The organism is Labrenzia sp. C1B70, assembly GCF_000475395.1.
GTDB lineage: Bacteria > Pseudomonadota > Alphaproteobacteria > Rhizobiales > Stappiaceae > Roseibium > Roseibium algicola.
In genome coordinates this window covers 1-25164 of sequence record NZ_AXCE01000002.1, presented here as the reverse complement: position 1 = coordinate 25164, position 25164 = coordinate 1, and the positions used below count along the sequence as shown (strand labels likewise).

General features: G+C 60.7%; 22 protein-coding genes. 9 read left to right on the top strand and 13 right to left on the bottom strand.

Features of this window, described 5'->3' with window-relative positions; all coding sequences use genetic code 11:
* Positions 1-8: 8 nt before the first annotated feature.
* From Q666_RS34875 to Q666_RS34845, 7 genes are all read right to left on the bottom strand, one after another.
* Positions 9-1790 carry an ABC transporter ATP-binding protein gene (locus Q666_RS34875; RefSeq protein ID WP_031268764.1) on the bottom strand — a complete coding sequence of 594 codons (1782 nt, stop codon included), beginning with the start codon at positions 1788-1790 and terminating at the stop codon, positions 9-11.
* A gap of 66 nt (positions 1791-1856) precedes the next feature.
* Positions 1857-2807, bottom strand: a complete 951-nt coding sequence (locus Q666_RS34870; RefSeq protein ID WP_022999313.1) for an acetamidase/formamidase family protein — start codon at positions 2805-2807, stop codon at positions 1857-1859.
* Positions 2797-4425, bottom strand: coding sequence for an ABC transporter substrate-binding protein (locus Q666_RS34865; protein WP_022999314.1), 1629 nt, complete (start codon positions 4423-4425; stop codon positions 2797-2799). Before Q666_RS34865 ends, Q666_RS34870 begins: the two co-directional genes overlap by 11 nt.
* A gap of 71 nt (positions 4426-4496) precedes the next feature.
* Entirely contained in the window at positions 4497-5417 is a 921-nt protein-coding gene (locus Q666_RS34860) for an ABC transporter permease (RefSeq protein WP_022999315.1), read from the bottom strand.
* Positions 5418-5419: 2 nt separating this feature from the next.
* Complete coding sequence (locus tag Q666_RS34855; RefSeq protein WP_088665254.1) at positions 5420-6307, bottom strand: ABC transporter permease; 888 nt, start codon at positions 6305-6307, stop codon at positions 5420-5422.
* A 4-nt stretch (positions 6308-6311) separates the two neighbouring features.
* Entirely contained in the window at positions 6312-6914 is a 603-nt protein-coding gene (locus Q666_RS34850) for an ANTAR domain-containing protein (protein WP_022999317.1), read from the bottom strand.
* Positions 6911-8125 (bottom strand): transporter substrate-binding domain-containing protein, encoded by a 1215-nt coding sequence (locus Q666_RS34845; protein WP_022999318.1) that lies wholly within the window; start codon positions 8123-8125, stop codon positions 6911-6913. Before Q666_RS34845 ends, Q666_RS34850 begins: the two co-directional genes overlap by 4 nt.
* Positions 8126-8807: 682 nt before the next feature.
* Between Q666_RS34845 and Q666_RS34840 the strand changes: the two genes are divergently transcribed.
* From Q666_RS34840 to Q666_RS34810, 7 genes are read left to right on the top strand one after another with little or no spacing between them, the layout of a single operon-like run.
* The gene (locus tag Q666_RS34840) at positions 8808-9524 is read left to right on the top strand and encodes an FCD domain-containing protein (protein ID WP_022999320.1); all 717 of its coding nucleotides are present in this window, start codon (positions 8808-8810) and stop codon (positions 9522-9524) included.
* Positions 9514-10509, top strand: a complete 996-nt coding sequence (locus Q666_RS34835) for an ABC transporter ATP-binding protein (RefSeq protein WP_022999321.1) — start codon at positions 9514-9516, stop codon at positions 10507-10509. Before Q666_RS34840 ends, Q666_RS34835 begins: the two co-directional genes overlap by 11 nt.
* Positions 10506-11606, top strand: a complete 1101-nt coding sequence (locus Q666_RS34830; RefSeq protein WP_022999322.1) for a dipeptide ABC transporter ATP-binding protein — start codon at positions 10506-10508, stop codon at positions 11604-11606. The genes Q666_RS34835 and Q666_RS34830 overlap by 4 nt, the downstream gene beginning before the upstream one ends.
* A gap of 28 nt (positions 11607-11634) precedes the next feature.
* Positions 11635-13140: an ABC transporter substrate-binding protein gene (locus Q666_RS34825; protein WP_022999323.1), complete on the top strand. Its 1506-nt coding sequence runs from the start codon at positions 11635-11637 to the stop codon at positions 13138-13140.
* Positions 13141-13199: 59 nt separating this feature from the next.
* Positions 13200-14147 (top strand): ABC transporter permease, encoded by a 948-nt coding sequence (locus Q666_RS34820; protein ID WP_022999324.1) that lies wholly within the window; start codon positions 13200-13202, stop codon positions 14145-14147.
* Positions 14148-14152: 5 nt separating this feature from the next.
* Complete coding sequence (locus Q666_RS34815; protein WP_051990046.1) at positions 14153-15022, top strand: ABC transporter permease; 870 nt, start codon at positions 14153-14155, stop codon at positions 15020-15022.
* 29 nt (positions 15023-15051) lie between these two features.
* Positions 15052-16839 carry a gamma-glutamyltransferase family protein gene (locus Q666_RS34810; RefSeq protein ID WP_022999326.1) on the top strand — a complete coding sequence of 596 codons (1788 nt, stop codon included), beginning with the start codon at positions 15052-15054 and terminating at the stop codon, positions 16837-16839.
* A gap of 52 nt (positions 16840-16891) precedes the next feature.
* Here Q666_RS34810 and Q666_RS34805 read toward each other — a convergent pair whose 3' ends face one another.
* From Q666_RS34805 to Q666_RS34785, 5 genes are all read right to left on the bottom strand, one after another.
* Positions 16892-18004: a P1 family peptidase gene (locus Q666_RS34805; protein WP_022999327.1), complete on the bottom strand. Its 1113-nt coding sequence runs from the start codon at positions 18002-18004 to the stop codon at positions 16892-16894.
* A complete protein-coding gene (locus tag Q666_RS34800) occupies positions 18001-18831 on the bottom strand; it encodes an ABC transporter permease (protein WP_022999328.1) in 831 nt (276 codons plus the stop codon). The genes Q666_RS34805 and Q666_RS34800 overlap by 4 nt, the downstream gene beginning before the upstream one ends.
* Positions 18828-19763 (bottom strand): ABC transporter permease, encoded by a 936-nt coding sequence (locus Q666_RS34795; protein WP_022999329.1) that lies wholly within the window; start codon positions 19761-19763, stop codon positions 18828-18830. The genes Q666_RS34800 and Q666_RS34795 overlap by 4 nt, the downstream gene beginning before the upstream one ends.
* Complete coding sequence (locus tag Q666_RS34790; protein WP_022999330.1) at positions 19760-20878, bottom strand: ABC transporter ATP-binding protein; 1119 nt, start codon at positions 20876-20878, stop codon at positions 19760-19762. Before Q666_RS34790 ends, Q666_RS34795 begins: the two co-directional genes overlap by 4 nt.
* 79 nt (positions 20879-20957) lie before the next feature.
* On the bottom strand, positions 20958-22004 hold the full coding sequence (locus Q666_RS34785) for a spermidine/putrescine ABC transporter substrate-binding protein (RefSeq protein WP_031268765.1): 1047 nt from the start codon (positions 22002-22004) through the stop codon (positions 20958-20960).
* Positions 22005-22119: 115 nt separating this feature from the next.
* Between Q666_RS34785 and Q666_RS34780 the strand changes: the two genes are divergently transcribed.
* The gene (locus Q666_RS34780) at positions 22120-22989 is read left to right on the top strand and encodes a MurR/RpiR family transcriptional regulator (protein WP_022999332.1); all 870 of its coding nucleotides are present in this window, start codon (positions 22120-22122) and stop codon (positions 22987-22989) included.
* A gap of 7 nt (positions 22990-22996) precedes the next feature.
* Here Q666_RS34780 and Q666_RS34775 read toward each other — a convergent pair whose 3' ends face one another.
* Positions 22997-23572, bottom strand: a complete 576-nt coding sequence (locus tag Q666_RS34775) for a cupin domain-containing protein (protein WP_022999333.1) — start codon at positions 23570-23572, stop codon at positions 22997-22999.
* Between the two features lie 116 nt (positions 23573-23688).
* On the opposite strand from Q666_RS34775, the gene Q666_RS34770 reads away from it, so the two are divergent.
* On the top strand, positions 23689-25029 hold the full coding sequence (locus Q666_RS34770) for an aspartate aminotransferase family protein (RefSeq protein ID WP_022999334.1): 1341 nt from the start codon (positions 23689-23691) through the stop codon (positions 25027-25029).
* Positions 25030-25164 lie beyond the last annotated feature (135 nt).

Here is a 25164-nt window from a genome sequence, read left to right as displayed (position 1 = left end):
CGGCGGCTTCAGGCAACCGCGACCAGATGCCGGTCGCCGACATCATGGTAACGGACTCGCTCGACAGATTGCCCAAGCGGCAGCACCGGTGAGGGGATTTCGCCCGTCGGCACATCGAAAACGGTGCGCCGGCGCCTGGGATCAGGGATCGGCACGGCCTTCAGCAGTCGCTTGGTATAGTCGTGCTGCGGGTTTTCGAACACCTGACGGCGTGTTCCCATCTCCACGATCTGGCCGAGATACATGACCGCGATCCGATGCGAGACCTGCTCGACAACCGCCATGTCGTGGGAAATGAACAGGTACGAGAGGCCGAGATCCTCCTGCAGTTCCTGCAGAAGATCCAGAACACGGGCCTGCACCGAAACATCGAGCGCCGAGACGCTTTCATCCGCGACAATGACCTTGGGCGAAAGCGCCAGTGCGCGGGCAATACAGATGCGCTGGCGCTGGCCACCGGAGAATTCGTGGGGATGCCGGGTGATCACATCGGCCGGAAGGCCGACCCGGTCGAACAGCGATGCCACCTTGTCCTTCAGGTCCTTGCCCCGCGCCAGACCGTGGATCACCAGCGGTTCGCCGACGATTTCGCCGACGGTCATGCGTGGGTCGAGGGAGGCATAGGGATCCTGAAAGATCATCTGCATGTCGCGCCTGCGGCGCTGCTGTTCCTGTGCGCTGCCGATGCCGACATGCTGGCCGGCGACCCGGATGCTCCCTTCCCAGGGCACCAGGTTCATGAGCGCCTTGCCGATGGTGGACTTGCCGCAACCGCTCTCTCCGACGAGGCCCAGCGTTTCCCCGGGTGCCAGCGTGAAAGAAACGCCTTCGACCGCATGAACACGGGATGTCACCCGATTGAGCAGGCCGCCATGCAGGTCGAAGCGGACGACAAGGTCTTCCACCTCGAGGACCGGTGCTTCGGGCTGGTCCTTTTTCCGGGCCGCACTGTCGACACCGGTCATGGCACCAAGCTTGGGTACGGCCTCCAGAAGGTGCCGTGTGTAACTGTCCGCCGGACGTTCGAACACGTCGGAAGCCGTGCCGCTTTCCACGATGTTGCCGTGGTTCATGACGATCACCCGGTCGGCCATTTCGGCAACGACACCCATGTCGTGGGTGATCATGATCACCGCCGTGCCGAAATCGCGCTGCAAGTCGCGGATCAGCTGCAGGATCTGTGCCTGGATCGTCACGTCGAGCGCCGTCGTCGGCTCATCGGCAATCAGCACCTTCGGATTGCAGGCCAGCGCCATGGCGATCATCACCCGCTGGCGCATGCCGCCGGAAAGCTCGTGCGGATATTGTTTCAGCCGCCGTGCCGGCTCCGACAGACGCACCGATTCCAGCATTGCCAGTGCGCGCTTGTTGGCTTCACTACCCGAGACATCCTGATGCGCCAGGATCGCCTCACGCAACTGGCGACCAACCGTCAGCACGGGATTGAGCGAGGTCATCGGCTCCTGGAAGATCATGGCAATGTCACCGCCGCGAATGCGGCGCATGGCGTCCTCGGGAAGCTTGATCAGGTCCTTGCCCTGAAACAGCACCTCACCACCGGAGACCCGGGCCATCGGCTCCGGCAGAAGTCCCATGATGGACAGAGCCGTGATCGACTTTCCGGATCCGGATTCGCCCGCGATACAAAGGGTTTCACCGCGCTTCAGGTCAAACGACAGGCCCTTGACCACGGTCTTGCGGCCGGAAGGCGTCGCGACGTCCGTGCGCAGATCTCTTACGGAAAGAACGACGTCTTCGGCAACGGCTACATGGTCTGACTGGCTGGACATCCGGACGCCCTGGTCTTTCTTGAACTCTGGAAAACGGGCGGCGGCGGTGACCGCCACCCGGCTGCGTTACTGAAGCACGACTTTCGGGAAGTAGAACGAGACCACCCAGTTGGGCATGTCCACGATTTCCGAAATCCGGAGGTCGCCGCAGACCGAACACAGCATGTAGGCATCGACCGCGCTGTAGCCGTGACGGGCACACAGGAGGTCGATCATGTTGGAAACGGCTGCCTGGGCGCCTTCGAAGAGATCGCTGCCGATACCGGTGGTGACCTCGTAGCCCATCTCGTCGAGGTGGCGGGTCACCGGGCCCGGGGTTTCGAACCGTGGCATCTTGAGATTGGCACCCTTGATCAGGTCTAGCTCGACCACCGTGTTCATCGGGCTTTCGATCGCGGTTCCGCAGACCTCGCCATCACCCTGCGCCGCGTGGGTGTCGCCGATGGAGAACAGGGCTCCGGCAACTTCCACCGGCAGGTAGAGCGTTGTTCCGGCGGCAAGGTCGCGGATATCAAGATTGCCACCGACCCGCCGGGGCGGAACGATGGAATGAAGACCTGCTTCCGCCGGAGCGACACCGATGGTACCGGCAAACGGCTTCAACGGCACCTTGCCAAACGGGGCAAACGCCGAGGTTCCCAGCTTGTCCTTGTCATAGGACCAGATATGCAGGGCCGGATCCTTGAACTGGTCCGCCAGCAAACCGAAACCCGGAATGTTGGCGGTCCAGCCGAAGCCGGAGGGTTTGAACTCGTGGATCTTGACCACCAGCGCATCGCCCGGCTCGGCCCCATCCACATAGATGGGGCCATTGACCGGATTGATCTTGCCGAAATCCAGCGTCGAAACATCCGCGACAGTGCTTTCGGGCGTGAGCTGCCCGGCCGAACTGTCGAGACATTCGAATTCCAGCACCGTGCCCGGTGCCACCGTTTCGGCCGGGGCATTGGAGTTGTCCCAGCCGAAGTGGTGCTGTGCCGCGTGGATCGTGTAAGCGGCCTTGCAGTTACTGCACATCTTTCGCCCAAACGTAGTCGTAGTTGACAGGAATGTGGACCGGATCGACGAAGATGGCGTCGGGGCCACCCAGCCGCTCGGACCGCATCGTGAAACGCTGCTCGTGGAACACCGGCGCCCAGGCCGCGTCGTCCATCACCGAGATGAAGATCTTGCGCCAGGCTTCCTCACGCTCGGCCTTCTTCGCCGGGTCGGTGATACTGTCGGCAGCAGTGGCCTGCTTGTCCAGCTCCTCGTTGCAGTACCAGGACCAGTTCCACCCGCCCTTGACCGCGCCGGCACAGCCCAGGATCGGGCCATAGAAGTTGGACGGATCCGGGAAGTCGGCGATCCAGGCCATGCCGCCGGACCAGATCATCGGTGCCTGGTCGGGCTCGCCGCCTGCCGCGATCACGTTGGCCTGGGCCAGTGCCTTGATTTCAGCCTTGATGCCGATTTCGGCAAGGTCGGCCTGGATGGACTGGGCAATGCGCGGGTTCGGGTCGGTGTTGTAGACATAGAGTTCGGTTTCGAACCCGTCAGCCAGACCGGCCTCGGCCAGAAGCGCCTTGGCGGCTTCCGGGTCATAGGCATATCCGGTGTACTCGTTGTCATAGCCCGGCATGGTGGGCGGCAGCGGCTGGTTTGCCGGGACTGCGCGGCCATTGATGATGCGCACGACGCGATCCTTGTTGATCGCCATGTTGACGGCCTTGCGCACCTCCAGCTTGTCGAAGGGCGGCATCTTCACGTTCATGGTGACATAGCCGGTGTGCAGCTGGCCACCTTCGATGATCAGGTCCTTGTATTGCGGGTCCTTGGTCACTTCCAGGAACTTCGCCGGGGGAATGCCATCGCCCGGAATATCGGCTTCGCCGCGCTGCAGGCGCAGGAGCGCAACCACCGGCTCCTGGCCGACTTCAAAGGTGATTTCGTCAAGCTTGGGAACGCCTGCGCGCCAGTAGTCCTCGTTGCGCTTGAACACCAGGCGCTGGCCGAGCGTCCATTCTTCCAGCGAGAACGCACCGGTGCCGACCGGATGCTTGCCGAAGTCGGCGCCAAATTCCTCCACGGCCTCTTTCGGCACGATGGACGAGAAGTTGATGGCCATCACGTGCAGGAAGGTCGCATCCGGACGGGACAGTTCGATCTTGACCGTATAGGGATCGACGACGGTGACACCTTCCAGGCTGGTGGCATCGCCGGCCGCCACGGCATCAAAGCCCTTGATGGAGCCGAAGAAACCGGCGCCCGGGCTCTGGGTAGCCGGATTGGTGACACGGTCGAGAGAATATTTGACGTCTTCCGCGGTCATCTCGCGGCCGTTGTGGAACTTCACGCCTTCACGCAGCTTGAAGGTGAAGACCGTGCCGTCATCGGAAATCGTGTAGTCCTCGGCCAGATCCGTCATCAGGTTGGTGGTGCCGGGTTCATAGTCCATCAGGCCGTCGAACAGGCTCTTGATCATCGACCAGTTCTGCCAGTCGTAGCCAATTGCCGGATCAAGCGTCGAGACGTCGTCCTTGTAGGTGACGATCATCGATCCGCCCTGCTTGATGTCGTCCGCCAGAGCGGATGCCGATGTCAGGGCGGTGGCGGCGAGAAGGGCGGCAGCCCCTGCCAATACTGTCTTCTTCATAGTCCAACCTCCGGTTCTTACGGTGATGTGCCGGGCCGCTCTGAAGGCGGTTTTCCGGCGGTTGCCGCGCGTCAGCGCAGCTTGATCCTCGGATCAATCAGGGGAGCGATCAGGTCGGCAAGGAAATTGCCGGCAACGATCGCGAATGCGGACACGAGCGTGACGCCCATGATGATGGGAATGTCGACCCGCTGGATGGCCTGCCAGGCGAGCTGGCCGATGCCTGGCCAGCCGAACACGCTTTCAACCACCACGATGCCGCTCATGAAAAGACCGATATCGATCCCGATCATGGCGATGATCGGCAGCAAGGCGTTGGGAAGGGCGTGGCCGAACAGGACCTGCCAGCGTTTCAGACCTTTGGCGCGCGCCGTGCGGATGAAGTCCTGGCGCAGCACGTCGATCATGGACGAGCGCATCATGCGCGAGTACCAGCCCGCGCCCAGGAACCCGAGGGTCAACGACGGCAGCACCATGTGCATGAAGGTGCCGTAACCGCCGATGGGGAACCAGCCGAGCTGCACCGAAAAGACGTAGAGCAGCAGGATGCCGATCACGAACTGGGGCGAGGAAACTCCGACGAAGGAAAGGACCATGAGGCTCGTATCTGTCGCCGTGTTCCGGCGCAGGGCTGCGACGAGCCCCATGGTAAGTCCGATCGCCAGTTCGCAGACGATGGCGCCGACCATGAGAAGGAGCGTTGCCGGCAGACGCGACCAGATGAGCGCGCCCACTTCCGTCTTCTGCAGGTAGGAGCGGCCGAGATCGCCCTGCAGCAGCCCGGTCAGATAACGGAAGTACTGCTGGTAGAACGGCAGGTTCAGACCAAGCTGCTCGCGAATGTTCTCGACCGTCTGCGCGGTGGCGCTGCGGCCTGCGATCTGGCGGGCCGGATCGGCCGGGATCAGATAGAGCAGGACGAAGGTCAGGAAGGTGATGCCGATGAGGATCAGTACGGACTGGAACACCCGGCGCAGAATATAACCACCCATGATCAGTGCCTCCCCTTCTGTGTCGGGTCGAGCACCTCACGCAAGGCGTCGCCCAGAAGGTTGAAGCCCAGCGCAAGCGCGATGATGGCGATCCCCGGGAAGAACACCAGCCAGGGCGCCGAGGTGAAATAGGTCTGGTTTTCGTAGATGATGTTGCCCCAGGAAGGGGTCGGCGGCTGTACGCCGATGCCGAGATAGCTGAGCGTTGCCTCCAGCAGCACGGTCGTCGAGATGCCCAGCGTGCCGAAGACGACGATGGTTGACAGAAGATGCGGCAGGATATGGCGGAACAGGATACGGAAGAGGCCTGCGCCCATGGCCCGTTCGGCCAGGATGAATTCGCGCTCCGACAGTGATCTGGTTTCGGTATAGACGACACGCGCCATCTGCACCCAGTTGACCATGGCGATCACCATGGCAACGATCCAGAGCGATGGTCTGAACAGGGCCGCCAGCGTGATGGCAAGCAGCAGCGCCGGGAAGGCCATCATCAGATCGGTGAAGCGCATCAGCACCGTTTCCACCCAGCCACGGAAAAAACCGGCGAGGATGCCGACAAAGGCACCGACCGCAACGGCGATCCCGTTGGCGACAACCCCGATGATGAGCGACGTCTGCGCGCCGTAGATCAGACGTGACAGGAGATCGCGCCCGAGCAGATCCGTGCCCAGCCAGAAGGTTTCGCCCGGAGGCAAAGGCGCGCCCTCCAGGGTCAGCCCTTCGAAGAACTGTTCCGCCGGGTCGAAAGGCGCGACAAAGGGAGCAAAGACTGCGGCCCCGACGATTACGCCGACCAGAGCCAGGGCAAAGACGGCGAGTTTCCTTTCCAGGAGACGACGCCAGACGCCTTTGGGTATCTCGGGTGCGGCGGTTTTCACGGTGTCTGGCATCGCTTCAGGCTTCACGTCGGCCGGCATTCTGCCCTCCTGAACGCGCCAGCAGATCAAGCGCAACGTCTTCCATGGTTTGCCGGCTCGCCATCGCCATGTCCTGAAGAAGTTTGTAGGCGGTATCGGCGTCGCTGCCCTGGTGCTGCATCAGGAGCAGGATGGCTTCGGCGACCTGAGGCCGACAGGCAAGGCGGGCTTCCAGTTTCGCGATCCTTTCCTCCGATGCGCGGCGCATGGCAAAGGTTCGCGTGGCAACGACAAGCGCACCGTAAACACCGCTGGAGGCGATGGGCTTGCTCAGATGGGCAATGGCACCGCGCCGGATGGCCCATTCGACCCGCCCGGGGGCCTCGCTGCCCATCAGCGCGATCATCGGCATCGGGTGTTCCTCAACCGGCCAGGGGAACTGGGCATCATGACCGGCATCGGCGTCGAAGATCACAAGATCGGCTTGCCTTGCTTCCTCGGGAAGTTCCGGCCAGGCGGTCGACACCGCAATGCCGAGACGGTCGAGCTGCCGGCAGACCGCATCCCTGTCGGAATGCGGCTTGTGCAGCACAGTCGCGGACCAACCGCGGAAACTCGGGGTGCGGAACAGGCTGCTCATGATGACACCAGCCTCAGTCTCGGCGAATTGCCGTTGTCCGGTACCGGTGTATCACCAGATGTACCGGCGTTGCTTTCCAGCGGGTCATAGTGGACCAGATAGGGATCCGGCGCCAATGGGCCGGACGTCTTTTCGATGATGCGGAACCGGGAGCGGATGCGCTCGGGCCCGGTGGTTTCCACCACCGCGATCAACGGCTGCAGGTAAGCGTGCTGCGTTTGCGGATCGATCCGGATGTCTCGCAACGGCGTCCGGTGCGACCGGCGACACAATTCCGCCAGGACATGATCCGGTGCATCCGAACCACAGGCCTCAATAGCGCGGGCGAGCAGCCAGACGGCCTCATAGGGGCCGACAAACATGGATGAAATCGACGCATCCGGGCCGCGCAAGCCTTCCAGCCGGCTCAGGAAATCCTCGTTTTCCGGCGTGTCCAGCGTTTCGAAGTATGTCGAGGTGGACACAAGACCCTCGGCGGCAGCCCCCAGGATCGGCAGCTCGGCTTCCGTCAGATTGCAACTGAGGATCGGGCAGCGGTTCGGCGCAAAGGCGGGATCTTCCTTCGCAAGCCTCTTCATGGCGCGCAGGAAGGCGTAGCTGCTTTCGCCGATCAGGTTGTTGAAGATGAAGTCCGGCCGTTTTTCCCGGATTTCAACGATCAGATGGTCGATGTTCTCGTCGCCGATGGCGACATAACGCTCGCCCAGAACTTCGCCGTCACACCCGGCCAGAAGTTCGCGGGCGATGCGGTTGGTTTCCCAGCCCCAGATGTAGTTGGACCCGAGAAGGAAAGCGCGGCGGCCGGATTCCGGAACGATGTGGCGGAAAAGCGGAACCACGCCCTGGTTCGGGCAAGCGCCTGTGTAGACCACACGATCATGGCTTTCGAAGCCCTCATAGGGCGTGGTGTACCAGAGCAGCCCGCGGCCACGCTCCATCACCGGCAAGACTTCCTTGCGGGAGGAGGATGTCTGGGTGCCGATGATGTGCCGGCAGCCGGCCTCCCGCATCATCCTGTCCGCTTCCACGGCGTAGTTTTCGGCAGAGCCCTTCGGGTCACCATCCACGCGCAGGAAACGGAAATCGAACAGACCGGAAGCGTTGATTTCATCGATGGCGATCCGGGCACCCCAATAGCCTTCCTGCCCGATCGCGGCATAGGAACCGGATTTCGAAAACAGAACGCCAACAGGTATTTCACCAAAGGCCATGTATTACCCTGCCCTTCAGCCGAACGATGCAAACCGCGGGGGCTGAACATAAAAAAACCCCGACCCGCAGGTGGTCACCTGCGACAGATCGGGGCGCAATTGCCATGCGGCTGAACGATTGCCGCTATTTCGATATCAGGATCGCCGAAGAAAAAAATCTTGTCAATCGCCGCAAAGCTCAAAGATCAGCCACGCATAAAATTTCGCCACAAGCGACGACGGCGACAAACGGCTTACTATGAACCAATTTCAGGAGTTTCGCCAACCGGGAGCCAGAGCATCAAAAAGCACTCTTTTTCTTGAAAAGAATGATAAATTTTCTCTAAAGCCAAGCAACAATCAACCCCTTGAAGAAGGAGATGCAATACAAAATTTCGCCTCAGGAGATAACCTGACGAAAATAGCGGAACCGATTAAAATTTGTTCCCCAGCACAAATTTCAGGCAAGCACCTCGCAAAGCCTTTTCGCAAAGGTGTCCCCTTCAGGCCTCATTGAGGTTTTTCTTTATATTCTACAGTTATTTACACAATTCCTGACTGAAGCCTTACCCTTAAATTCCTGAACTCTGAAGCCCGGTCCGAAACTCGCATCGGGCACATCTTGGCAAAATGCACTACTTGCACAGCTAAAAATATCGCGCCAATAATGCGACCAATTCAAATTGGTTCGAATTGGTATGGCATGAGCGGCACCGACAAACCTTCGCAGCGCAACTCCAGCATGGCCTTGGAACGACTTCGGATCATCGTGGACCAGCTCACGGCTGAGGGCGAGGAACAGCTTCCCACCGAGCGTGAATTGTCCGAAACCATCGGTGTCGGCCGCAGGGCCGTACGCCGGGCCCTGGAAGTACTTGAAACCGAAGGCAAGATCTGGCGCAGGCAGGGAGCGGGAACCTTCATCGGCAGCGAACCTGCACAGCCGGAAAAGCAGATCCTGTCGCTGCACGAAAACTCCAACATGCTCGAGGTCATGGAAGTCCGGCTGCAAATCGAGCCGGTGCTGGCCCGGCTGGCCGCGCTGCGCGCCGCGCCTTCCGATATTGCCGCCATGAGCGACCTCGCGGACCGCGTCGGCAAGGCCGAGGACATGGACAGCCGCGAACTCTGGGACAGCGCCCTGCACCGGGCCATTGCACGGGCAGCACGCAACACGTTGTTCCTGGCACTTTTCGACGTTGTCGACCGGGTCCGGCAGGACACCGCCTGGCGCCATGTGCGCGAAGCGTTGAGAACCGACGATGCCCTGACGCTGTACCGGGCGCAGCATGTCGACATCATCGCGGCCATTGCCAACCGGGACCCAATCGCCGCGGAAAAGACCATGCGCGCCCACCTGCTGGCGCTGCAGGAGCGTCTCCTTTTCCAGAGTGCAAGCGAGGCGGCAAATGCCGACTGAGGCCCCCGTTCTTGAGGTTCAGGACCTCTCGCTCCGTTTCAAGGGTGCCCCGGCAAACATCGTCGATGGCCTATCCTTTGCCGTCCGTCCGGGCGAAACCCTGTGCATCGTCGGAGAAAGCGGCTGCGGCAAGTCGGTGACCGCCTTGTCGCTGATGGGCCTGCTGCCCCGGGGTGTTGCCAGGGTCATGTCCGGCACGGCAACTTTCGCGGGGCAGGACCTTCTGGCCCTGCCAGAGCGCGCGCTCGCCGACCTGCGCGGCGACCGTATTTCCATGATCTTCCAGGAGCCGATGACCTCTCTCAATCCGTCTTACAGGATTGGCGACCAGATATCGGAAATCGTGCTGCGGCATCGCCCGGTGAACCGTGTGCAGGCCCGCGCAAGGGCACTGGAAATGCTGGAGCGGGTCAAGATTCCGGCCGCTTCCAGCCGGCTGGACGATTACCCGCATGAGCTTTCCGGCGGTATGCGTCAACGCGTCATGATTGCCATGGCACTTGCCAACGACCCGGTTCTGCTGATCGCCGACGAGCCGACCACCGCGCTGGACGTGACCATCCAGGCTCAGATCATCGACCTGATCGAAGACCTGCAGAAGGAGAGCGGAACGGCGCTGATCATGATCACGCATGATCTGGGCGTCGTCGCCGAAATCGCCGACCGCGTCTGTGTGATGTACGCGGGGCGTGCGGTGGAGGAAGGCCCGGTCGCCGCAATTTTCGACGATCCGCAGCACCCCTACACCATCGGCCTGATGAGCTCCGTGCCGTCGGTCGGGCCCCGGTCCGGCAGGCTGGCAACCATTGGCGGCATGGTGCCTGCCATCGACAACATGCCGTCCGGGTGCCGGTTCACACCGCGCTGCCCCTTTGCCGGAACCGGCTGCGAAACAACGCCGGCACTTGTCGAACTTGGCCCATCTCACCGGGCCGCCTGCCATTACGCGCCCTTGGAAAGCGCATTTGCGGAGGCTGCCGGATGAGCCTGCCAACCCGGGACAAGATCATCGAGACGCGCGCCGTCACCAAGCGTTTCGGCGGCCGCAAGAGCCTTTTCAAACCGGCAACCTCGGTCAGTGCCGTCAACGGTGTATCGCTGACCATCAAACGTGGAGAAACCTTCTCCATCGTTGGAGAAAGCGGCTGCGGAAAATCCACGCTGGCACGTCTTCTCGTCCGCCTGCTGACACCGTCGGACGGTGCGGTTCTTTACGACGGCAACGACATTTCCGCCCTGTCCGAACAGGAAATGCGCCGGTTGCGGAAAGACCTGCAGTTCGTATTCCAGGACCCGTTTTCCTCGCTCAATCCGCGCATGACCGTCGGCGCGCTGATCGAGGAACCGATGAAGGTTCACACGGCGCTGACCCGCACCGAACGACGGCAGAAGGTCGCCGAGCTTCTGAACAGGGTCGGTTTGCGTCCAGCCTTTGCCAACCGCTATCCGCACGAGTTTTCCGGCGGTCAGCGCCAGCGCATCGGCATAGCCCGGGCGCTCGCCAGCGGTCCCAAGGTGATCGTCGGCGATGAACCCGTTTCGGCACTGGATGTTTCGGTGCAGGCCCAGGTCATCAATCTTCTGGAAGACCTGAAGTCGGAATTCGACCTGACGCTGATCCTGATCGCCCACGATCTGGCGGTCATCCGCCACATGAGCGACCGGGTGGCTGTCATGTACCTGGGCGAAATCGTCGAGTTGGCGCCGAACGACGCGCTCTTCGACAAGCCGTTGCATCCCTATACCCAGGCCCTGATGCGCGCGATCCCGATTGCCTCACCCCATGGCCGGTCGATGAAGGCCGCTCTCCTAGGCGACGTGCCCTCGCCGCTGGATCCGCCTTCAGGCTGCCGTTTCCATCCGCGTTGTCCGCACGCGACCGACCTTTGCAGCCGGGAGAAACCGGTGCCCGCCAATGTTGCCGGTGACCGGACCGTCGCCTGTCACCACTGGGAAAAGATTGCAGACGATGCCCAGCCCCCGGTTCAGGAACCGCCAAGGAGCCCCAATGCGGAAAAGCGCTTCGCGCTGTTCCGGACCCGAAGTCAACAAAAAGAGCCGACGACGGCCGCAAGACCATAAATCGAGCCCTTCCGAGAGGAGTACAAACATGCGTAAGGATTTCCTTGCCGCGCTGCTGCTCAGCGCAACGACCCTGGCCACGGCCGCCCAAGCCGCCGATCTTCGTATCGGCCTGCAGGACGATGCCGATGTGCTGGATCCCGATCAGTCCCGGACCTTTGTCGGCCGTATCGTCTACACCTCGCTGTGCGACAAGCTGGTGGACATCACCCCGGATCTGGAAATCATCCCGCAGCTGGCCACCGGCTGGACCTGGTCCGACGACGGCAAGGTTCTGACCATGGACCTGCGCGAAGGCGTGACCTTCCACGACGGCACGCCCTTTGACGCGGAAGCGGTGAAGGCCAACATCGAGCGCTCGAAGACCCTTCCGGAAAGCCGCCGCAAGAGTGAAGTCAAGTCCATTGAGGGCGTGGAAGTTTCCGGCCCGCTGCAAGTCAAGATCAGCCTCGCCTCGCCGGATGCAACGCTGCTGGCCCAGTTTGCCGACCGCGCCGGCATGATGGTTTCCCCGACCGCCGCAGAAGCCGCCGGGGCCGACTTCGGCAACAACCCGGTCTGTTCCGGCCCGTTCAAGTTCGTTGAACGCGTCCAGCAGGACCGCATTGTTCTGTCCAAGTTCGACGGCTACTGGAACAAGGATGCCATCAACTTCGACACAGTCACTTTCCTGCCGATCCCCGATACAACCGTACGTCTCGCCAACCTGCGCTCCGGCGATATCGACATGCTGGAACGCCTTGCTGCAACCGACGTCGCCTCGGTTAAGGGCGATGCCAACCTCGGCTTCGCGGAAGCCGTCAGCCTTGGCTACCAGGGCATCACGGTGAACCTCAACAACGGCGAGAAGGGTGACAACCCGTTCGGCAACGACCCGAAGATCCGCCAGGCCTTCAGCCTGTCGCTCGACCGTGACGCGATCAACCAGGTTGTCTTCGAAGGCGCCTTTGCACCCGGCAACCAGCCGTTCCCGCCGACCAGCCCCTGGTACGACAAGGACTATCCGGTTCCGGCACGGGATGTCGAAAAGGCAAAGGCCCTGCTGAAGGAAGCCGGTTATGACAGCCTCGACGTCGAAGTGCAGGTGGCCAACAACCCCGTGCAGACGCAAATGATGCAGGTTGTTCAGTCGATGGCGGCGGAAGCTGGTTTCAACGTCAAACTGAAGTCGATGGAATTCGCCAGCCTGCTGGCGGACCAGTCCGCGGGCAACTACCAGGCAAGCCAGGTGGGCTGGTCGGGTCGTGTCGATCCGGACGGCAACATCCACCAGTTCATGACCTGCAAGGGCGGGATCAACGATTCCAAGGTCTGCATTCCGGAAGTCGACAAGCTGCTGGACGAGGCGCGGCAGAGCAATGACACCGCCACGCGCAAGGCCAAGTATGACGCGGCACGGGATATCCTGATCAACGAATTGCCGATCGTCTATCTCTACCACCCGACTTGGATCTGGGCCCTGTCCGGCAAGCTGGAAGGCTTCACCGCCTATCCTGACGGCATGATCCGCCTCGAGAACGTCAAGTTCAAATAACCAGACGCATGACGGGACCCGGCTCTTGCCGGGTCTCGATCCAAACGGATTTTGCCTGAATGCTGTCCTACATCGTACGCCGGCTGCTCATCGCCATCCCGACGCTCATTCTGGTCTCGGTCTTCGTGTTCGTGCTGCAGAAACTGCTGCCCGGCGACCCGGCGCTCGTGCTTGCCGGCGAAGAACGCGATCCTGAGGTGCTGGCGTTCATCCGCGAGAAATACCGGCTCAACGACCCGATCCTCTACCAGTATTTTTCCTGGATAAAGGCCATGCTGCAGGGCGATCTCGGCATTTCGCTGCGGACCAATCAGCCGGTGACGCAACTTATTGCCGACAAGCTGCCGGTCACGATCCAGCTCGCGGTGATGGCGATGGTCATCGCCTTTGCCATAGGCATTCCGGCCGGCATCCTGTCCGCGGTGCGCAAGGGAACCGCCGTGGACTACATCGCCAATTTCGTGGCGCTGTCCGGCCTTTCCATCCCGAATTTCTGGCTCGGCATCATGCTGATCATGCTGGTCTCCGTTCACCTGGGCTGGCTGCCGGCCTCCGGCTATGAATCGCCCTTCGTCGATCCGCTGAAATCACTCCAGACCATGATCATGCCAGCCTTCGTTCTGGGCACGGCACTGGCGGCCACGTTGATGCGACACACCCGCTCGGCCATGCTGGGTGTCCTGAAGGCCGACTACGTCCGCACCGCCCGTGCCAAAGGTCTTCGAGAGAATGTGGTCATCCTGAAACACGCGTTCCGCAACGCGCTTCTGCCCATCGTCACCCTGAGTGCCCTGCTCTTTGGCGAATTGCTGGCAGGAGCGGTGCTTACGGAACAGATCTTCACCATTCCGGGCTTCGGCAAGCTGATCGTCGATGCGGTCTTCACTCGCGATTATGCCGTCGTCCAGGGGATCGTCATGTGCACGGCTGCCGGCTTCATCCTGATGAACCTGATCGCCGATGTTCTCTACTTCCTTCTCAACCCGCGCATGAGGAGCAGCCTGTGAGCGCCGTGACCACCGCCACAGATCCGGCCGAGGAAACCATCCGCCTCGAAAGCCGCGCCTGGAAAAAGCTGAAGGCGAACAAGAGCGCGCTGTTCGGTTTCATCATCGTCGCCTTTTTCATCGGCATAGCGGTTGCCGCGCCGCTGCTGCCCATTGCGGACCCGGCCGCAACCAGCTGGAGCGCCGTGCGCAAGGCGCCATCCGCCGCCCACTGGCTCGGCACAGACGAGATCGGCCGGGACATTCTCTCGCGCATGATCTGGGGGGCACAGGCTTCGTTGATGGCGGGCGTCGTGTCCGTGCTGATCGCTGTCCTGATCGGTGTCCCATTCGGACTTTTGTCGGGCTATTTCGGCGGCTGGATCGACCAGGCAATCTCACGGGTCACCGATGCGCTTCTGGCAACGCCCTTTCTCATTCTGGCGATTGCGCTTGCCGCGTTCCTGGGGCCAAGCCTCAGCAACGCCATGATCGCCATCGGCCTGTCGGCCATGCCGATCTTCGTGCGCCTGACGCGCGGCCAGGTGCTGTCGGTCAAGACGGAAGACTATGTCGAAGGGGCACGGGCCATCGGGCTCAGCCATTTCGCGATCATGTCCCGCTACATCCTGCCCAACGTGTTTGCGCCGGTTCTGGTTCAGGCGACCCTGACAGTCGCCACCGCGATCATTGCCGAAGCGAGCCTTTCCTTCCTCGGCCTCGGCCAGCAACCGCCCGCACCGAGCTGGGGTTCCATGCTGAACGTTGCCAAGAACTTCATGACCCAGGCGCCCTGGATGGCCTGGTGGCCGGGCGCGGCGATCTTCCTGGTCGTTCTCGGTTTCAACCTGCTTGGCGATGGCCTGCGCGACGCTCTCGACCCGCGCGAAAGCTGACCCGTTTTTTAAAACCCAAAGAGTAACTCATGCCGACTTTTACCACCCGCCCCGAAATCACCGGCACCTTCGGTGTCGTCACTTCCACCCACTGGATCGCAAGCGCCGTCGGCATGAGCATCCTGGAAAAAGGCGGCAATGCCTTTGACGCTGCCGTTGCGACCGGGCTTGTGCTGCAGGTTCTGGAGCCGCATCTGAACGGCCCTGCCGGCGATTTGCCGGTGATCTTCCACAAGGCCGGAACCGGCGAAACCAAGGTTGTCTGCGGCCAGGGACCTGCCCCGGCGGGAGCCACCATCGATCATTACAAGGCGGAAGGGCTGGATCTCATTCCGGGCAACGGCCTGCTGTCGACCGTCATTCCGGGTGCCTTCGACGGCTGGATGCTGATGCTGCGCGACCACGGCACATTGAGCCTGCGCGATGTGCTGGAGCCTGCGATCTATTACGCTGAAAACGGCCAGCCCATGTTGCCGGGTGCAGCGGCGACCATCGGCGGGCTGAAGGACTTCTTCCAGACAGAATGGCCGACGTCCTTCGAGACCTGGGTGCCTGGCGGAAACGTTCCGGAAGCCGGCGAGATGTTCAAAAACCCGGTTCTGGCCCAGACCTGGACCCGGCTCTTGAGCGAAGCGGAAAGCCAATCCGGCCGCGAGAAGCAGATCGACGCGGCACGGGACTGTTTCTACCGCGGCTTCATTGCCGAGGAGATAGCGGCCTTCCTGGAAACCGCCGAGGTGATGGATGGTTCGGGCACCAAGCACAAGGGTGTGCTGACCGCCGACGATCTGGCGACCTGGTGTGCCACCTACGAAGATCCGCTCCTGAGCGACTATCACGACTGGACCGTTGCCAAGACCGGCCCATGGGGACAGGGGCCTGTGCTCCTGCAGGCGCTGGCGCTCCTGAAAGGCTTCGACATCGGCGCAATGGACCCGGCTGGTGCCGACTTCGTCCACCATGTGACCGAAGCCATGAAGCTCGCCTATGCGGACCGCGAGGTCTATTACGGCGATCCCGCTTTTGTTGACGTTCCGATGAGCACGCTGCTGTCGGAAGACTACAACGATGCGCGGCGCAAACTGATTTCCGACACCGCATCCTTCGACCTGCGCCCCGGCGTTCTGCCGGGTTTTGAGGATCAGGTGGCTGCCAACATGGCCGTGATCGAGCGCGCAGGCATTGCCAACACGGGTCTTTACGAACCGACGATGGCGCATCTTTCCGAGCGGCGGGGCGACACGGTTCATCTCGACATCATCGACCGCTGGGGCAACATGGTTGCCGCGACCCCGTCCGGCGGTTGGCTGCAATCCTCTCCGATCATTCCCGCGCTCGGCTTCTGTCTGAATTCCCGCGCGCAGATGTTCTGGCTGGAAGACGGCCTGCCGACCAGCCTGGCACCCGGCAAACGCCCGCGCACCACGCTGACGCCGAGCCTGGCCTTCCATGAAGGGCGACCGGCGATGGTGTTCGGCACACCAGGCGGCGACCAGCAGGACCAGTGGCAGCTTTCCCTGTTCCTGAGGCTGGTGCATCACGGCCTCAACCTGCAGGAAGCCATCGACCTGCCGCTGTTCCACACCACCCATTTCCCGACGTCGTTCCACCCGCGCCAACGCCAGCCGGGGCACGTGATGGCGGAAGGCAATTTCAGCTCAGAGACAATCAATCTGCTGCGGGCCCGCGGGCATTCGGTGGAAGTTTCCGGCAACTGGACCATCGGCCGGCTGACCGCCGCCAAGCGCAGCGCTGACGGCGTCCTGAAGGCAGCGGCAACGCCGCGCCTGATGCAGGCCTACGCGATAGGCCGATAGACGGCACCACAGCCCCGCCGATGACTTGCACCTATCGGCACCGGTGGGGCTTTCAAACCCGTGCGAAGAGCTCCTTGAGGGCTTCGGCGTCGATTGCCCGGCAAACCGCACCTGCGGGCCTTGCGGTTGGCGTGTCTTCGGCCGCCAGCATGGCGTTGAGGACAGCTTCCTCGATTGCCTCCACCGCAGCCATGTAAACCGGATCGAGCAGATCGTCGTTCAGCGACACCATGGATTTCCACGGCCCGCTGAGCTGCGGCAGATCCATTTCATTGGCCGTGCTGAAAGCAAGGAAAATGTCGCCGGAGCTGTTGCCGCCCGGCGTTCCGCCCCGGCCAATGCCGATGGTCGCGCGGCGGGCCAGACGGTCTAGCTGGGAAGGCAACAGCGGCAGATCCGTTGCGATGATCACGATGATCGAGCCACGCTCCGCCTTGAAGCCCGGCAACCGGTCTTCCATCATCTTTTCGCCGACGGGCTGTCCCAGCACCTTGAACCATGGCCGAAGACCGTGGTTCGCCTGCACAAGAACTCCGAGCGTGTGGGGCTTGCCACCTGCCTCGATACGGCGTGAGGCGGTGCCTGTCCCTCCCTTGAACTCGTAACAGATCATGCCTGCACCACCGCCGACATTGCCTTCGGCAGGTGGATTGGATGTCGCGTTTTCGAGGGCTTTTGCCGCGTGTTCCGGCCGCACATGCAGGCCATTGATGTCGTTCAGGACACCGTCATATGTTTCCGCGACAACCGGCATCGCCCAAAGGTGGTTGTTCTCCCAGGCATCGCGATAGGTATCGACCATCCAGCGTACAGCGGCCTCGTGCGCAGCGCCTACGCTGTGCGTATTGGTGATCAGGATCGGGCCGGTGAAATAGCCCGCGTCCTTGACCCAGTGACTGCCGGTCATTTCACCGTTGCCGTTGAGCGCATGCAGCCCCGCCCACACCGGACGCGGTGTCGATGTCCGCCCCCTGGGCAGGATTGCCGTGACGCCGGTCTGCACGGGAAGGCCGTTGCTCGCGAGCGCAGGTGTCAGCCTTGAGGACAGCGTTTCATAGCCAACAAGCACCCCTTCGACATCGGTAATCGCGTTTTGCGGACCCGGTGTGCCCGGCATGGGAAGTCCCAGGTCGCGGGCACGTTTGGAGTTATGTTTCTGCGTCATTTCTTGCGGGACCGCATGTAGAGGCCAACGGATGCGATGATGAACGAAAACACCAGCATGACCGTGGCAATTGCATTGATTTCCGGTTTGATGCCCCTGCGCAGCATCCCGTAGATGTGAACAGGCAGGGTCGTGGAATCGACGCCGGAGATGAAATAGGTGATCACCAGATCATCCATCGAGATGATGAAGGCGAGCATCGCACCGCCGATGACGCCCGGTGCGATCAGCGGTAGGGTGACCCGCCGGAATGTTGTCCAGCCATCGCCCCCCAGATCCGCCGATGCCTCTTCCAGGCTGTCGTCCATATCCGCGATGCGGGCGCTGACCACGATGAACACGTAACTGCTGAGGAACGTGCAGTGGCCGATGATGATCGTGTGCAGGCCAAGACCGAAGCCGAAGGACACGAAGAAGATCAACAGTGCGATGCCGAGGATGATGTCGGGCATGATCATCGGCATGAACAGAAGGGCCCGGTAGAAATTCTTGAGGCGGAACCGGAAGCGGGCGACCGCCAACGCAACCGACGTTCCGAGCACCGTCGACACTGCCGTCGTGATAAGGGCCACCGTCAGGCTGTTCAGGACCGCGTTATAGAGCTGATCGGTTGATTCCACATAAAGCGTCAGCTCGTTCAGTTCTGTCGGGAAGCCGAAGATCGTGCGGTACCAGTCGAAGGTAAACCCCTGCCAGATCATCATGTTGACCGGGTTGGAGTTGAACGAGAACACCGTGATCAACAGGATCGGCACGTAGATGAAGACCAGAAACAGCCATCCGTAGACCGACAGGAACAGGTTTCGCCAGGAAATCTTGCGCCTCATGCCGCAACCTCCTCTGCCACCTTCGATCCGCCGGAGCGCCGTTCTTCACGGGTAACAATGCGGATGTAGTAGAGAAGCAGGACCAGGACAGCGGCCATCACCATCATTCCGAGCGCCGCTCCGAAGGGCCAGTTGCGCGCCGACAGGAATTGCTGCTCGATCAGATTGCCGATCATGACCACCTTTGCCCCGCCCAGAAGCGACGGCACGATGAAATTGCCGAGGCTCGGGATGAAGACGATGATCGAGCCGCCAACGATGCCTGGCAGGGTCATTGGCAGGATCACGCGAAAGAACGTCTGAAGCCGGTTGGCGCCCAGGTCCTGCGAGGCTTCGATCAGGCTGTGGTCCAGCTTTTCGATGCTTGCATAGAGCGGCAGGAACATGAACGGCACGAACACATAGACCATGCCGATGACCACCGCCGTGCCTGTGAAGATGATTTCCAGCGGCTGATCGATCAGTCCGAGGCCCATCAGCGCCTGGTTGAAGAAACCGGTCGGCCTCAGGATCAGGACCCACGCGAACAGACGCACGATCAGGCTGATGAAGAAAGGCAGCGTGATCAGGAAGATGACCAGGTTTTTCATCCTGTCCGACATCCGCGACACCCAGAAAGCGACTGGGTAACAGAGGATGAGGCTGAGCAAAACAGTGGTTGCTGCCAGTTTCACCGACCGCAGAAAGATCTCGATATAGACCGGATCGAAGCGCTCGTACTTGGTGTCGGCCCAGCCCAGGATGCGGCCGTAGTTCAGGTGAAAGAATTTCCATTCAACACCGCCATAAAGACCCGGTGTGAGCCAGGAATAGACGATCATGATGGTGAGCGGCCCGAGGAAGAAGATCGCGAGAAAGGCGGACGGTGGCAGCAAGAGGCCAAACAGCGTCAGCTTTCTCCTGTTTTCCAGTGTGTTGTGCCCCTTGCTCATGCCGGAGCTCCATTTCCAGGAATGAGGTGCACGGCATCATGCGGCACGAACAGCGAAGTCCGTTCGCCGATGGTGTGATGCGACGTGCCAGGTCCCGCCCGAAGCGATGCCCTGACCGGCGGCAGCCCCTGGCAAGAAAGGACAAGACGGTAATCGGTTCCGGCGAAAAAGCTCTCGCTGACCGTGCCCGAGATTTCGTGTCCCGCCCGCTCGCCAGAACCGCTTTGCCCCAGGTCCGCCAGAAGGTTTTCCGGCCGGATCAACACCTTAGCCGGATCGCCCCGCTTCAGGCCGTTTACCGGACAATCGCGTATGACGGTACCATCGGTCAGAACGACGTCGCAACGCGTACCGGCAACCGAAACCACTGTCGCGTCCAGAAGGTTGCTTTCGCCGATGAAGCGGGCAACGAATTCGTTCGCCGGACGTCGGTAGAGCTCTTCAGGCGCATCCAGTTGCTGGATGTTGCCGCCGTTCAGCACCGCGATCCGGTCCGACATAACCAGCGCTTCTTCCTGATCGTGGGTGACGAAGATGAACGAGATGCCAAGTTCGTGCTGCAGGGTCTTCAGCTCCTGCTGCATCTTGTGACGCAGGTTCTTGTCCAGCGCCGAAAGAGGTTCATCCAGCAGAAGAATTTTTGGCCGCGCCACAAGCGAACGGGCAAGGGCCACCCGCTGTTGCTGTCCACCGGAAAGCTGGCCGATCTTGCGCGTGCCCATTCCGGCAAGGCCGACAAGCTCAAGCATGCTGCCGACACGCTGTCTGATTTCCGCTTTCGCGACGCCTCTAACCTCGAGACTGTAGGCAACGTTCCGTTGCACCGACAGGTGCGGGAACAGGGCATATCTTTGAAAGACGGTGTTGACCGGTCGTTTGTGTGCCGGCTGATCCGATACCGGTTGGCCGTCTATGTAGATCTCGCCACCGTCGAGATCCTCAAACCCGCTGACCGCCCTCAGCAAGGTGGTCTTGCCGCAGCCCGACGGGCCAAGCAGCGTCAGAAACTCGTTGTGAGCCACTGTCAGGGACACGTTGTCCAGTGCCCGGATGACGCCACCTTCCGGAGCCTGAAAGCTCTTGTAGGCGCTTTCGATCCTCAAAATTCCTTGCATTCTACCCCCTCGGAACGTCAGGCGACATGCGCGGCCCGTGGCCGCGCAGTCTGGTCGTGACGGTCGTCCGCATCCGCACTCATTGTGCCGTTTTGATGCGCGTCCATTCACTGTTGTAAAGCTGAAGGTCGCGGCCGAGGTCCACGAAGATCTGCAGCTTTTCCATCACGTCCTGAGGCGGGTAGATGCTTTCGTTGTTGGCAATTTCCGGCGGCAGGAGCTCCCGGGCCGGCAGGTTCGGGGTGCCATTCAGCTGCTGCTGTACGTTCAGCGCGGAAATTTCCGGCTGAAGATAGAATTGCAGGAACTTCTTTGCGTTGTCCTTGTTCGGTGCGCTGGCAAGGACGCAGATATCCTCCTGGTACATGGTCGCGCCTTCCTCCGGGATGACGTAGGCGAGCACGTCCGGAGCCTGCTGCACGAAAATGTTCGCGCCGACATACCAGTGTGCCGCCGCCACATCGCCGGACTGGACCAGCGGAATGCTGTCGTAGGTAAAGGCGGTGACGTTCTTCTTGCGCTCCAGAATGTAATCTGCCGCGGCCTTGATCTCGGCTTCATCAGTGGAATTGACCGACGTGCCGTTCATGATGTGACCGATGCCGATGGTCTCGCGCAGATCGTCGAGAAGGATGATCTTCTCGCCCTTGTCAGCCAGGGCGAAGAAATCCTCCCAGCCGGTCATTTCGGCCACTTTCTGCTTGTTGTAGGCGATGCCGACAGTGCCCCAGGCATACGGCAGACAGTATTCCGCATCCGGATCTGTTTTCGCGCGGATGAACTGCGGGTCGATGTTCTTGAAAGCCGGATCGCTGCCGATGCCGGTCTTTTCCAGCAAACCAAGCTGGAACATGATGTCGTGCATATGGACCGACGGGAACACGATATCGTAACCGGTGGCGCCGGCCTGGATCTTCGCAAGCATTTCCTCGTTGGAGCCATAGGTGTCCAGGTTGACCTTGATCCCCGTCTCCTCGGTAAATCTGGTCAGAACCTGCGGATTTATGTAGTCGCCCCAGTTGTAGAGATTCAGTTCTTCCTCGGCCTGCGCAGCACTGGCAACAGCCACCAGTGCCGCTGCCCCAAGTGTTGCCTTGGCAACTCTCTTCAGCGTGTTGTTAGTCATGGAACCCTCTGGTTTGCTGCCACGTTTCTGGGAGGTGAACGGGCTTGCGTCCAAAAGGAGATTGAATTATGACATTTCTGTCAAATGTTATTTTTCTGTCATTTTGGGAGCTGAAATGGAAGCCGGCTTCTCCTCCTTCCCTCAGGCGAAATTCGATGAATTCATCAAACGCTTGCAGGATGAAACACCCAAACTCCCCAAGCAGGAGGCCCGGCTTGCGCAGTTTGTCAGCCTGAATATTTCATCTCTCGGACTGGAAACCGGAAAATCTCTCGCGGAAAAGGCGGGGGTTTCAGAGGTCACCGTCGGAAGGTTGCTGCGCCGGCTCGGATGCGACGGCATGAAAGGGCTGAAGCAGCTGCTGCGCGAACATTATTCGGTCACCACGGCCTCCTTCGTCACCGACGGGGACATCCCTTTGCGGTTCGTCGAGACGCTGGAAGCCGAGGTCCAGGGACTGACCAACGTCTTCAACCAGACGCAAGGCGATAATTGGGAAGAGGTCATCCGACTGGTTTCGGCTTCCGAGACGATTTACGCCACGGGATTTCAGTCGATCCGGGGAACAGTGGAGGATTTCGCCCGCCGGATGGCGCTCGCGCGAAAGAATGTCCATTTCCTGTCCGCCCATGACGGCATGCTGGGCGAGTGGCTTGATCACGGCCCGGAAACGGCCGCCACAACATGCCTTATCCTGGTGGACGTCGTGCCCTATGCATCGGAATCGCTGAAGCTCGCCCGGCTTGCAAAGAGCCAGGGCCGATCAGTGATTGTGGTTTCGGACGAATATTGCCACTGGAGTAGGGAGATCGCCAATGCCGCCGTCTATGCGCCTTCCAGAACGGGCCTCTTTCTGGAATCGACAATCGGGATCGTTGCCGCGCTCAGCCTGATGGTCGACATTGCAGCCAGGGCCAACGAGACGACCTCGAGCCACCGTCTGGTGCAATGGAAGGCGAATTCGAAGAAGCTCGGACTGTTCTAGCGTAGGGTCAGAACGTCGGCGGCGTACAGGCGCTGACAACGACACAGCGGCCGTTTCGCAGTGCCTTGAACCTGTGTGGGATCGAACTCTTGAAGAGGTAGGCATCTCCAGGTCCGAGGACCTTTCTCTGCTCGCCGACGGTAACTTCAAGCCGTCCCTCAATGACGATACCGGCTTCCTCGCCCTCGTGGCTGAGCATGACCCGCCCTGTATCCGCACCCGCTTCATAAACTTCGTAAAGCATCTGCAGCTCGTGGCCGAAGAGGCTGTTGCCGACTTGCCTGTAGGAAATGTTGCCCTTGCCGATTTCGGTCAGCTCATCGACGCCGAAAAACACCTGCTCCTGCCGCTCCGGCTCATAGGCGAAGAACTCGGACAGACCGATCGGTATACCGTCCAGAACGCGTTTCAGCGCGCTCAGGGAGGTGTTGATCTTGGCCGCTTCCAGCTGAGAGATGAAACCGTTGGTGACACCGGCCCGTTTGGCCAATTCCCGCTGTGAATAGCCATGCGCTTCCCGGATCGCCCGCAGGCGCAATCCGACGTCGCGTGAGAAGTCATCGGTGTTTAGTGTGTTTATCATCCTAAACAGTTTCCCATTCAAAATGCGTCTTTTCAATACCTTGATGCCTGCAAGAAACAGACTATTCGGCTTGCCAAAATCAGTGCTTTCTAGTGCGACCGACCGAGGAGGCGCACATGAACATCGTCAACAACAACACAGATATTCGATCCAACCAGCCGCTTGACGCTTACTGGATGCCATTTACCGCGAACCGGCAGTTCAAGCAGTCTCCACGCATGCTGGTCTCGGCCAAGGGCATGCATTACCGCAGCGACGACGGCCGCAGCATTCTCGACGGCACTGCGGGCCTCTGGTGCTGCAATGCCGGACACGGTTATGAAGAGATCACCAATGCGGTCGCCCGGCAGCTGTCCGAACTGGACTACGCGCCCTCCTTCCAGATGGGCCATCCGATCGCGTTCGAATTTGCCGAGCGTCTGAAACAGATTGCTCCGGACGGATTCAACCACGTCTTCTTTACCGGATCCGGGTCGGAATCCGTCGACACGGCATTGAAGATGGCACTCGCCTATCACCGCGCCAGGGGGGACGCTTCCCGAACCCGGTTGATCGGGCGGGAACGCGGCTATCACGGTGTGGGCTTCGGCGGCATTTCCGTTGGCGGTATCGTCAACAACCGCCGCCATTTCGGGTCGCTCCTGACCGGCGTCGACCACTTGCCGCACACCCATGCTCCCGAACACAACAGCTTCAGCAAGGGCCAGCCGGAGTGGGGCGCACATCTTGCCGACGATCTGGAACGGATCGTCGCGCTACACGGGGCGGAGACGATCGCCGCGGTCATTGTCGAGCCGGTTGCAGGCTCCACAGGTGTGCTCATCCCGCCCAAGGGATATCTGGAACGGCTGCGTGCGATCTGCGACCGTCACGGTATCCTGTTGATATTCGATGAGGTCATCACCGGTTTCGGACGCCTTGGCGCCCCTTTCGCATCCGATTTCTTCGGCGTGAAACCGGATCTCTTTACCACTGCCAAGGGTCTTACCAACGGCGTCATTCCGATGGGAGCGGTCTTCGCGCAAGACGCGATCTATGAAGCCTTCATGGATGGTCCGGCCGAAACAATCGAACTCTTCCACGGCTATACCTATTCCGGTCACCCGGTTGCCTGCGCTGCCGGCCTTGCCACGCTCGATATCTACGAAAAACATAAGCTTCTGACCCGTGGTTCGGAGATTTCAAACGCCTGGGAAGACCGTATCCATACGCTCAAGAGCGCCAAACACGTCAAGGACATCCGCACTGTTGGCGTCATTGCCGGCATTGAACTCAACTCCCGCGAGGACGCGCCCGGAAAACGTGCTTACGAGGTTTTCGTCAAGTGCTTCGAGGCGGGCTTGCTGATCCGCGTGACTGGCGACATCACCGCTCTTTCGCCTCCATTGATTGTAGAAGAAGGCATGATTGACGAGATGGTGGAAACGCTGGGACAGGTTCTCTCCGAAACGGCCTAGGTTTCCAGGTTTCCGCCCAGCCCCCGCAGTGATCCAACAAAAACCCCGGTCAGGATATCTGCCGGGGTTATTTGTTTGTTTTGGTAAGTGGCTCTGAGCGTTTTGTGGCCTTGGGCGTCGGGCATAGCGCTTTTT

Bases quoted from the DNA above. Each gene is read 5' to 3' on its own strand.
- Q666_RS34875 (WP_031268764.1), bottom strand. From the start codon at position 1,790: ATGTCCAGCCAGTCAGACCATGTAGCCGTTGCCGAAGACGTCGTTCTT.
- Q666_RS34870 (WP_022999313.1), bottom strand. From the start codon at position 2,807: ATGTGCAGTAACTGCAAGGCCGCTTACACGATCCACGCGGCACAGCAC.
- Q666_RS34865 (WP_022999314.1), bottom strand. From the start codon at position 4,425: ATGAAGAAGACAGTATTGGCAGGGGCTGCCGCCCTTCTCGCCGCCACC.
- Q666_RS34860 (WP_022999315.1), bottom strand. From the start codon at position 5,417: ATGGGTGGTTATATTCTGCGCCGGGTGTTCCAGTCCGTACTGATCCTC.
- Q666_RS34855 (WP_088665254.1), bottom strand. From the start codon at position 6,307: ATGCCAGACACCGTGAAAACCGCCGCACCCGAGATACCCAAAGGCGTC.
- Q666_RS34850 (WP_022999317.1), bottom strand. From the start codon at position 6,914: ATGAGCAGCCTGTTCCGCACCCCGAGTTTCCGCGGTTGGTCCGCGACT.
- Q666_RS34845 (WP_022999318.1), bottom strand. From the start codon at position 8,125: ATGGCCTTTGGTGAAATACCTGTTGGCGTTCTGTTTTCGAAATCCGGT.
- Q666_RS34840 (WP_022999320.1), top strand. From the start codon at position 8,808: ATGAGCGGCACCGACAAACCTTCGCAGCGCAACTCCAGCATGGCCTTG.
- Q666_RS34835 (WP_022999321.1), top strand. From the start codon at position 9,514: ATGCCGACTGAGGCCCCCGTTCTTGAGGTTCAGGACCTCTCGCTCCGT.
- Q666_RS34830 (WP_022999322.1), top strand. From the start codon at position 10,506: ATGAGCCTGCCAACCCGGGACAAGATCATCGAGACGCGCGCCGTCACC.
- Q666_RS34825 (WP_022999323.1), top strand. From the start codon at position 11,635: ATGCGTAAGGATTTCCTTGCCGCGCTGCTGCTCAGCGCAACGACCCTG.
- Q666_RS34820 (WP_022999324.1), top strand. From the start codon at position 13,200: ATGCTGTCCTACATCGTACGCCGGCTGCTCATCGCCATCCCGACGCTC.
- Q666_RS34810 (WP_022999326.1), top strand. From the start codon at position 15,052: ATGCCGACTTTTACCACCCGCCCCGAAATCACCGGCACCTTCGGTGTC.
- Q666_RS34805 (WP_022999327.1), bottom strand. From the start codon at position 18,004: ATGACGCAGAAACATAACTCCAAACGTGCCCGCGACCTGGGACTTCCC.
- Q666_RS34800 (WP_022999328.1), bottom strand. From the start codon at position 18,831: ATGAGGCGCAAGATTTCCTGGCGAAACCTGTTCCTGTCGGTCTACGGA.
- Q666_RS34795 (WP_022999329.1), bottom strand. From the start codon at position 19,763: ATGAGCAAGGGGCACAACACACTGGAAAACAGGAGAAAGCTGACGCTG.
- Q666_RS34790 (WP_022999330.1), bottom strand. From the start codon at position 20,878: ATGCAAGGAATTTTGAGGATCGAAAGCGCCTACAAGAGCTTTCAGGCT.
- Q666_RS34785 (WP_031268765.1), bottom strand. From the start codon at position 22,004: ATGACTAACAACACGCTGAAGAGAGTTGCCAAGGCAACACTTGGGGCA.
- Q666_RS34780 (WP_022999332.1), top strand. From the start codon at position 22,120: ATGGAAGCCGGCTTCTCCTCCTTCCCTCAGGCGAAATTCGATGAATTC.
- Q666_RS34775 (WP_022999333.1), bottom strand. From the start codon at position 23,572: ATGATAAACACACTAAACACCGATGACTTCTCACGCGACGTCGGATTG.
- Q666_RS34770 (WP_022999334.1), top strand. From the start codon at position 23,689: ATGAACATCGTCAACAACAACACAGATATTCGATCCAACCAGCCGCTT.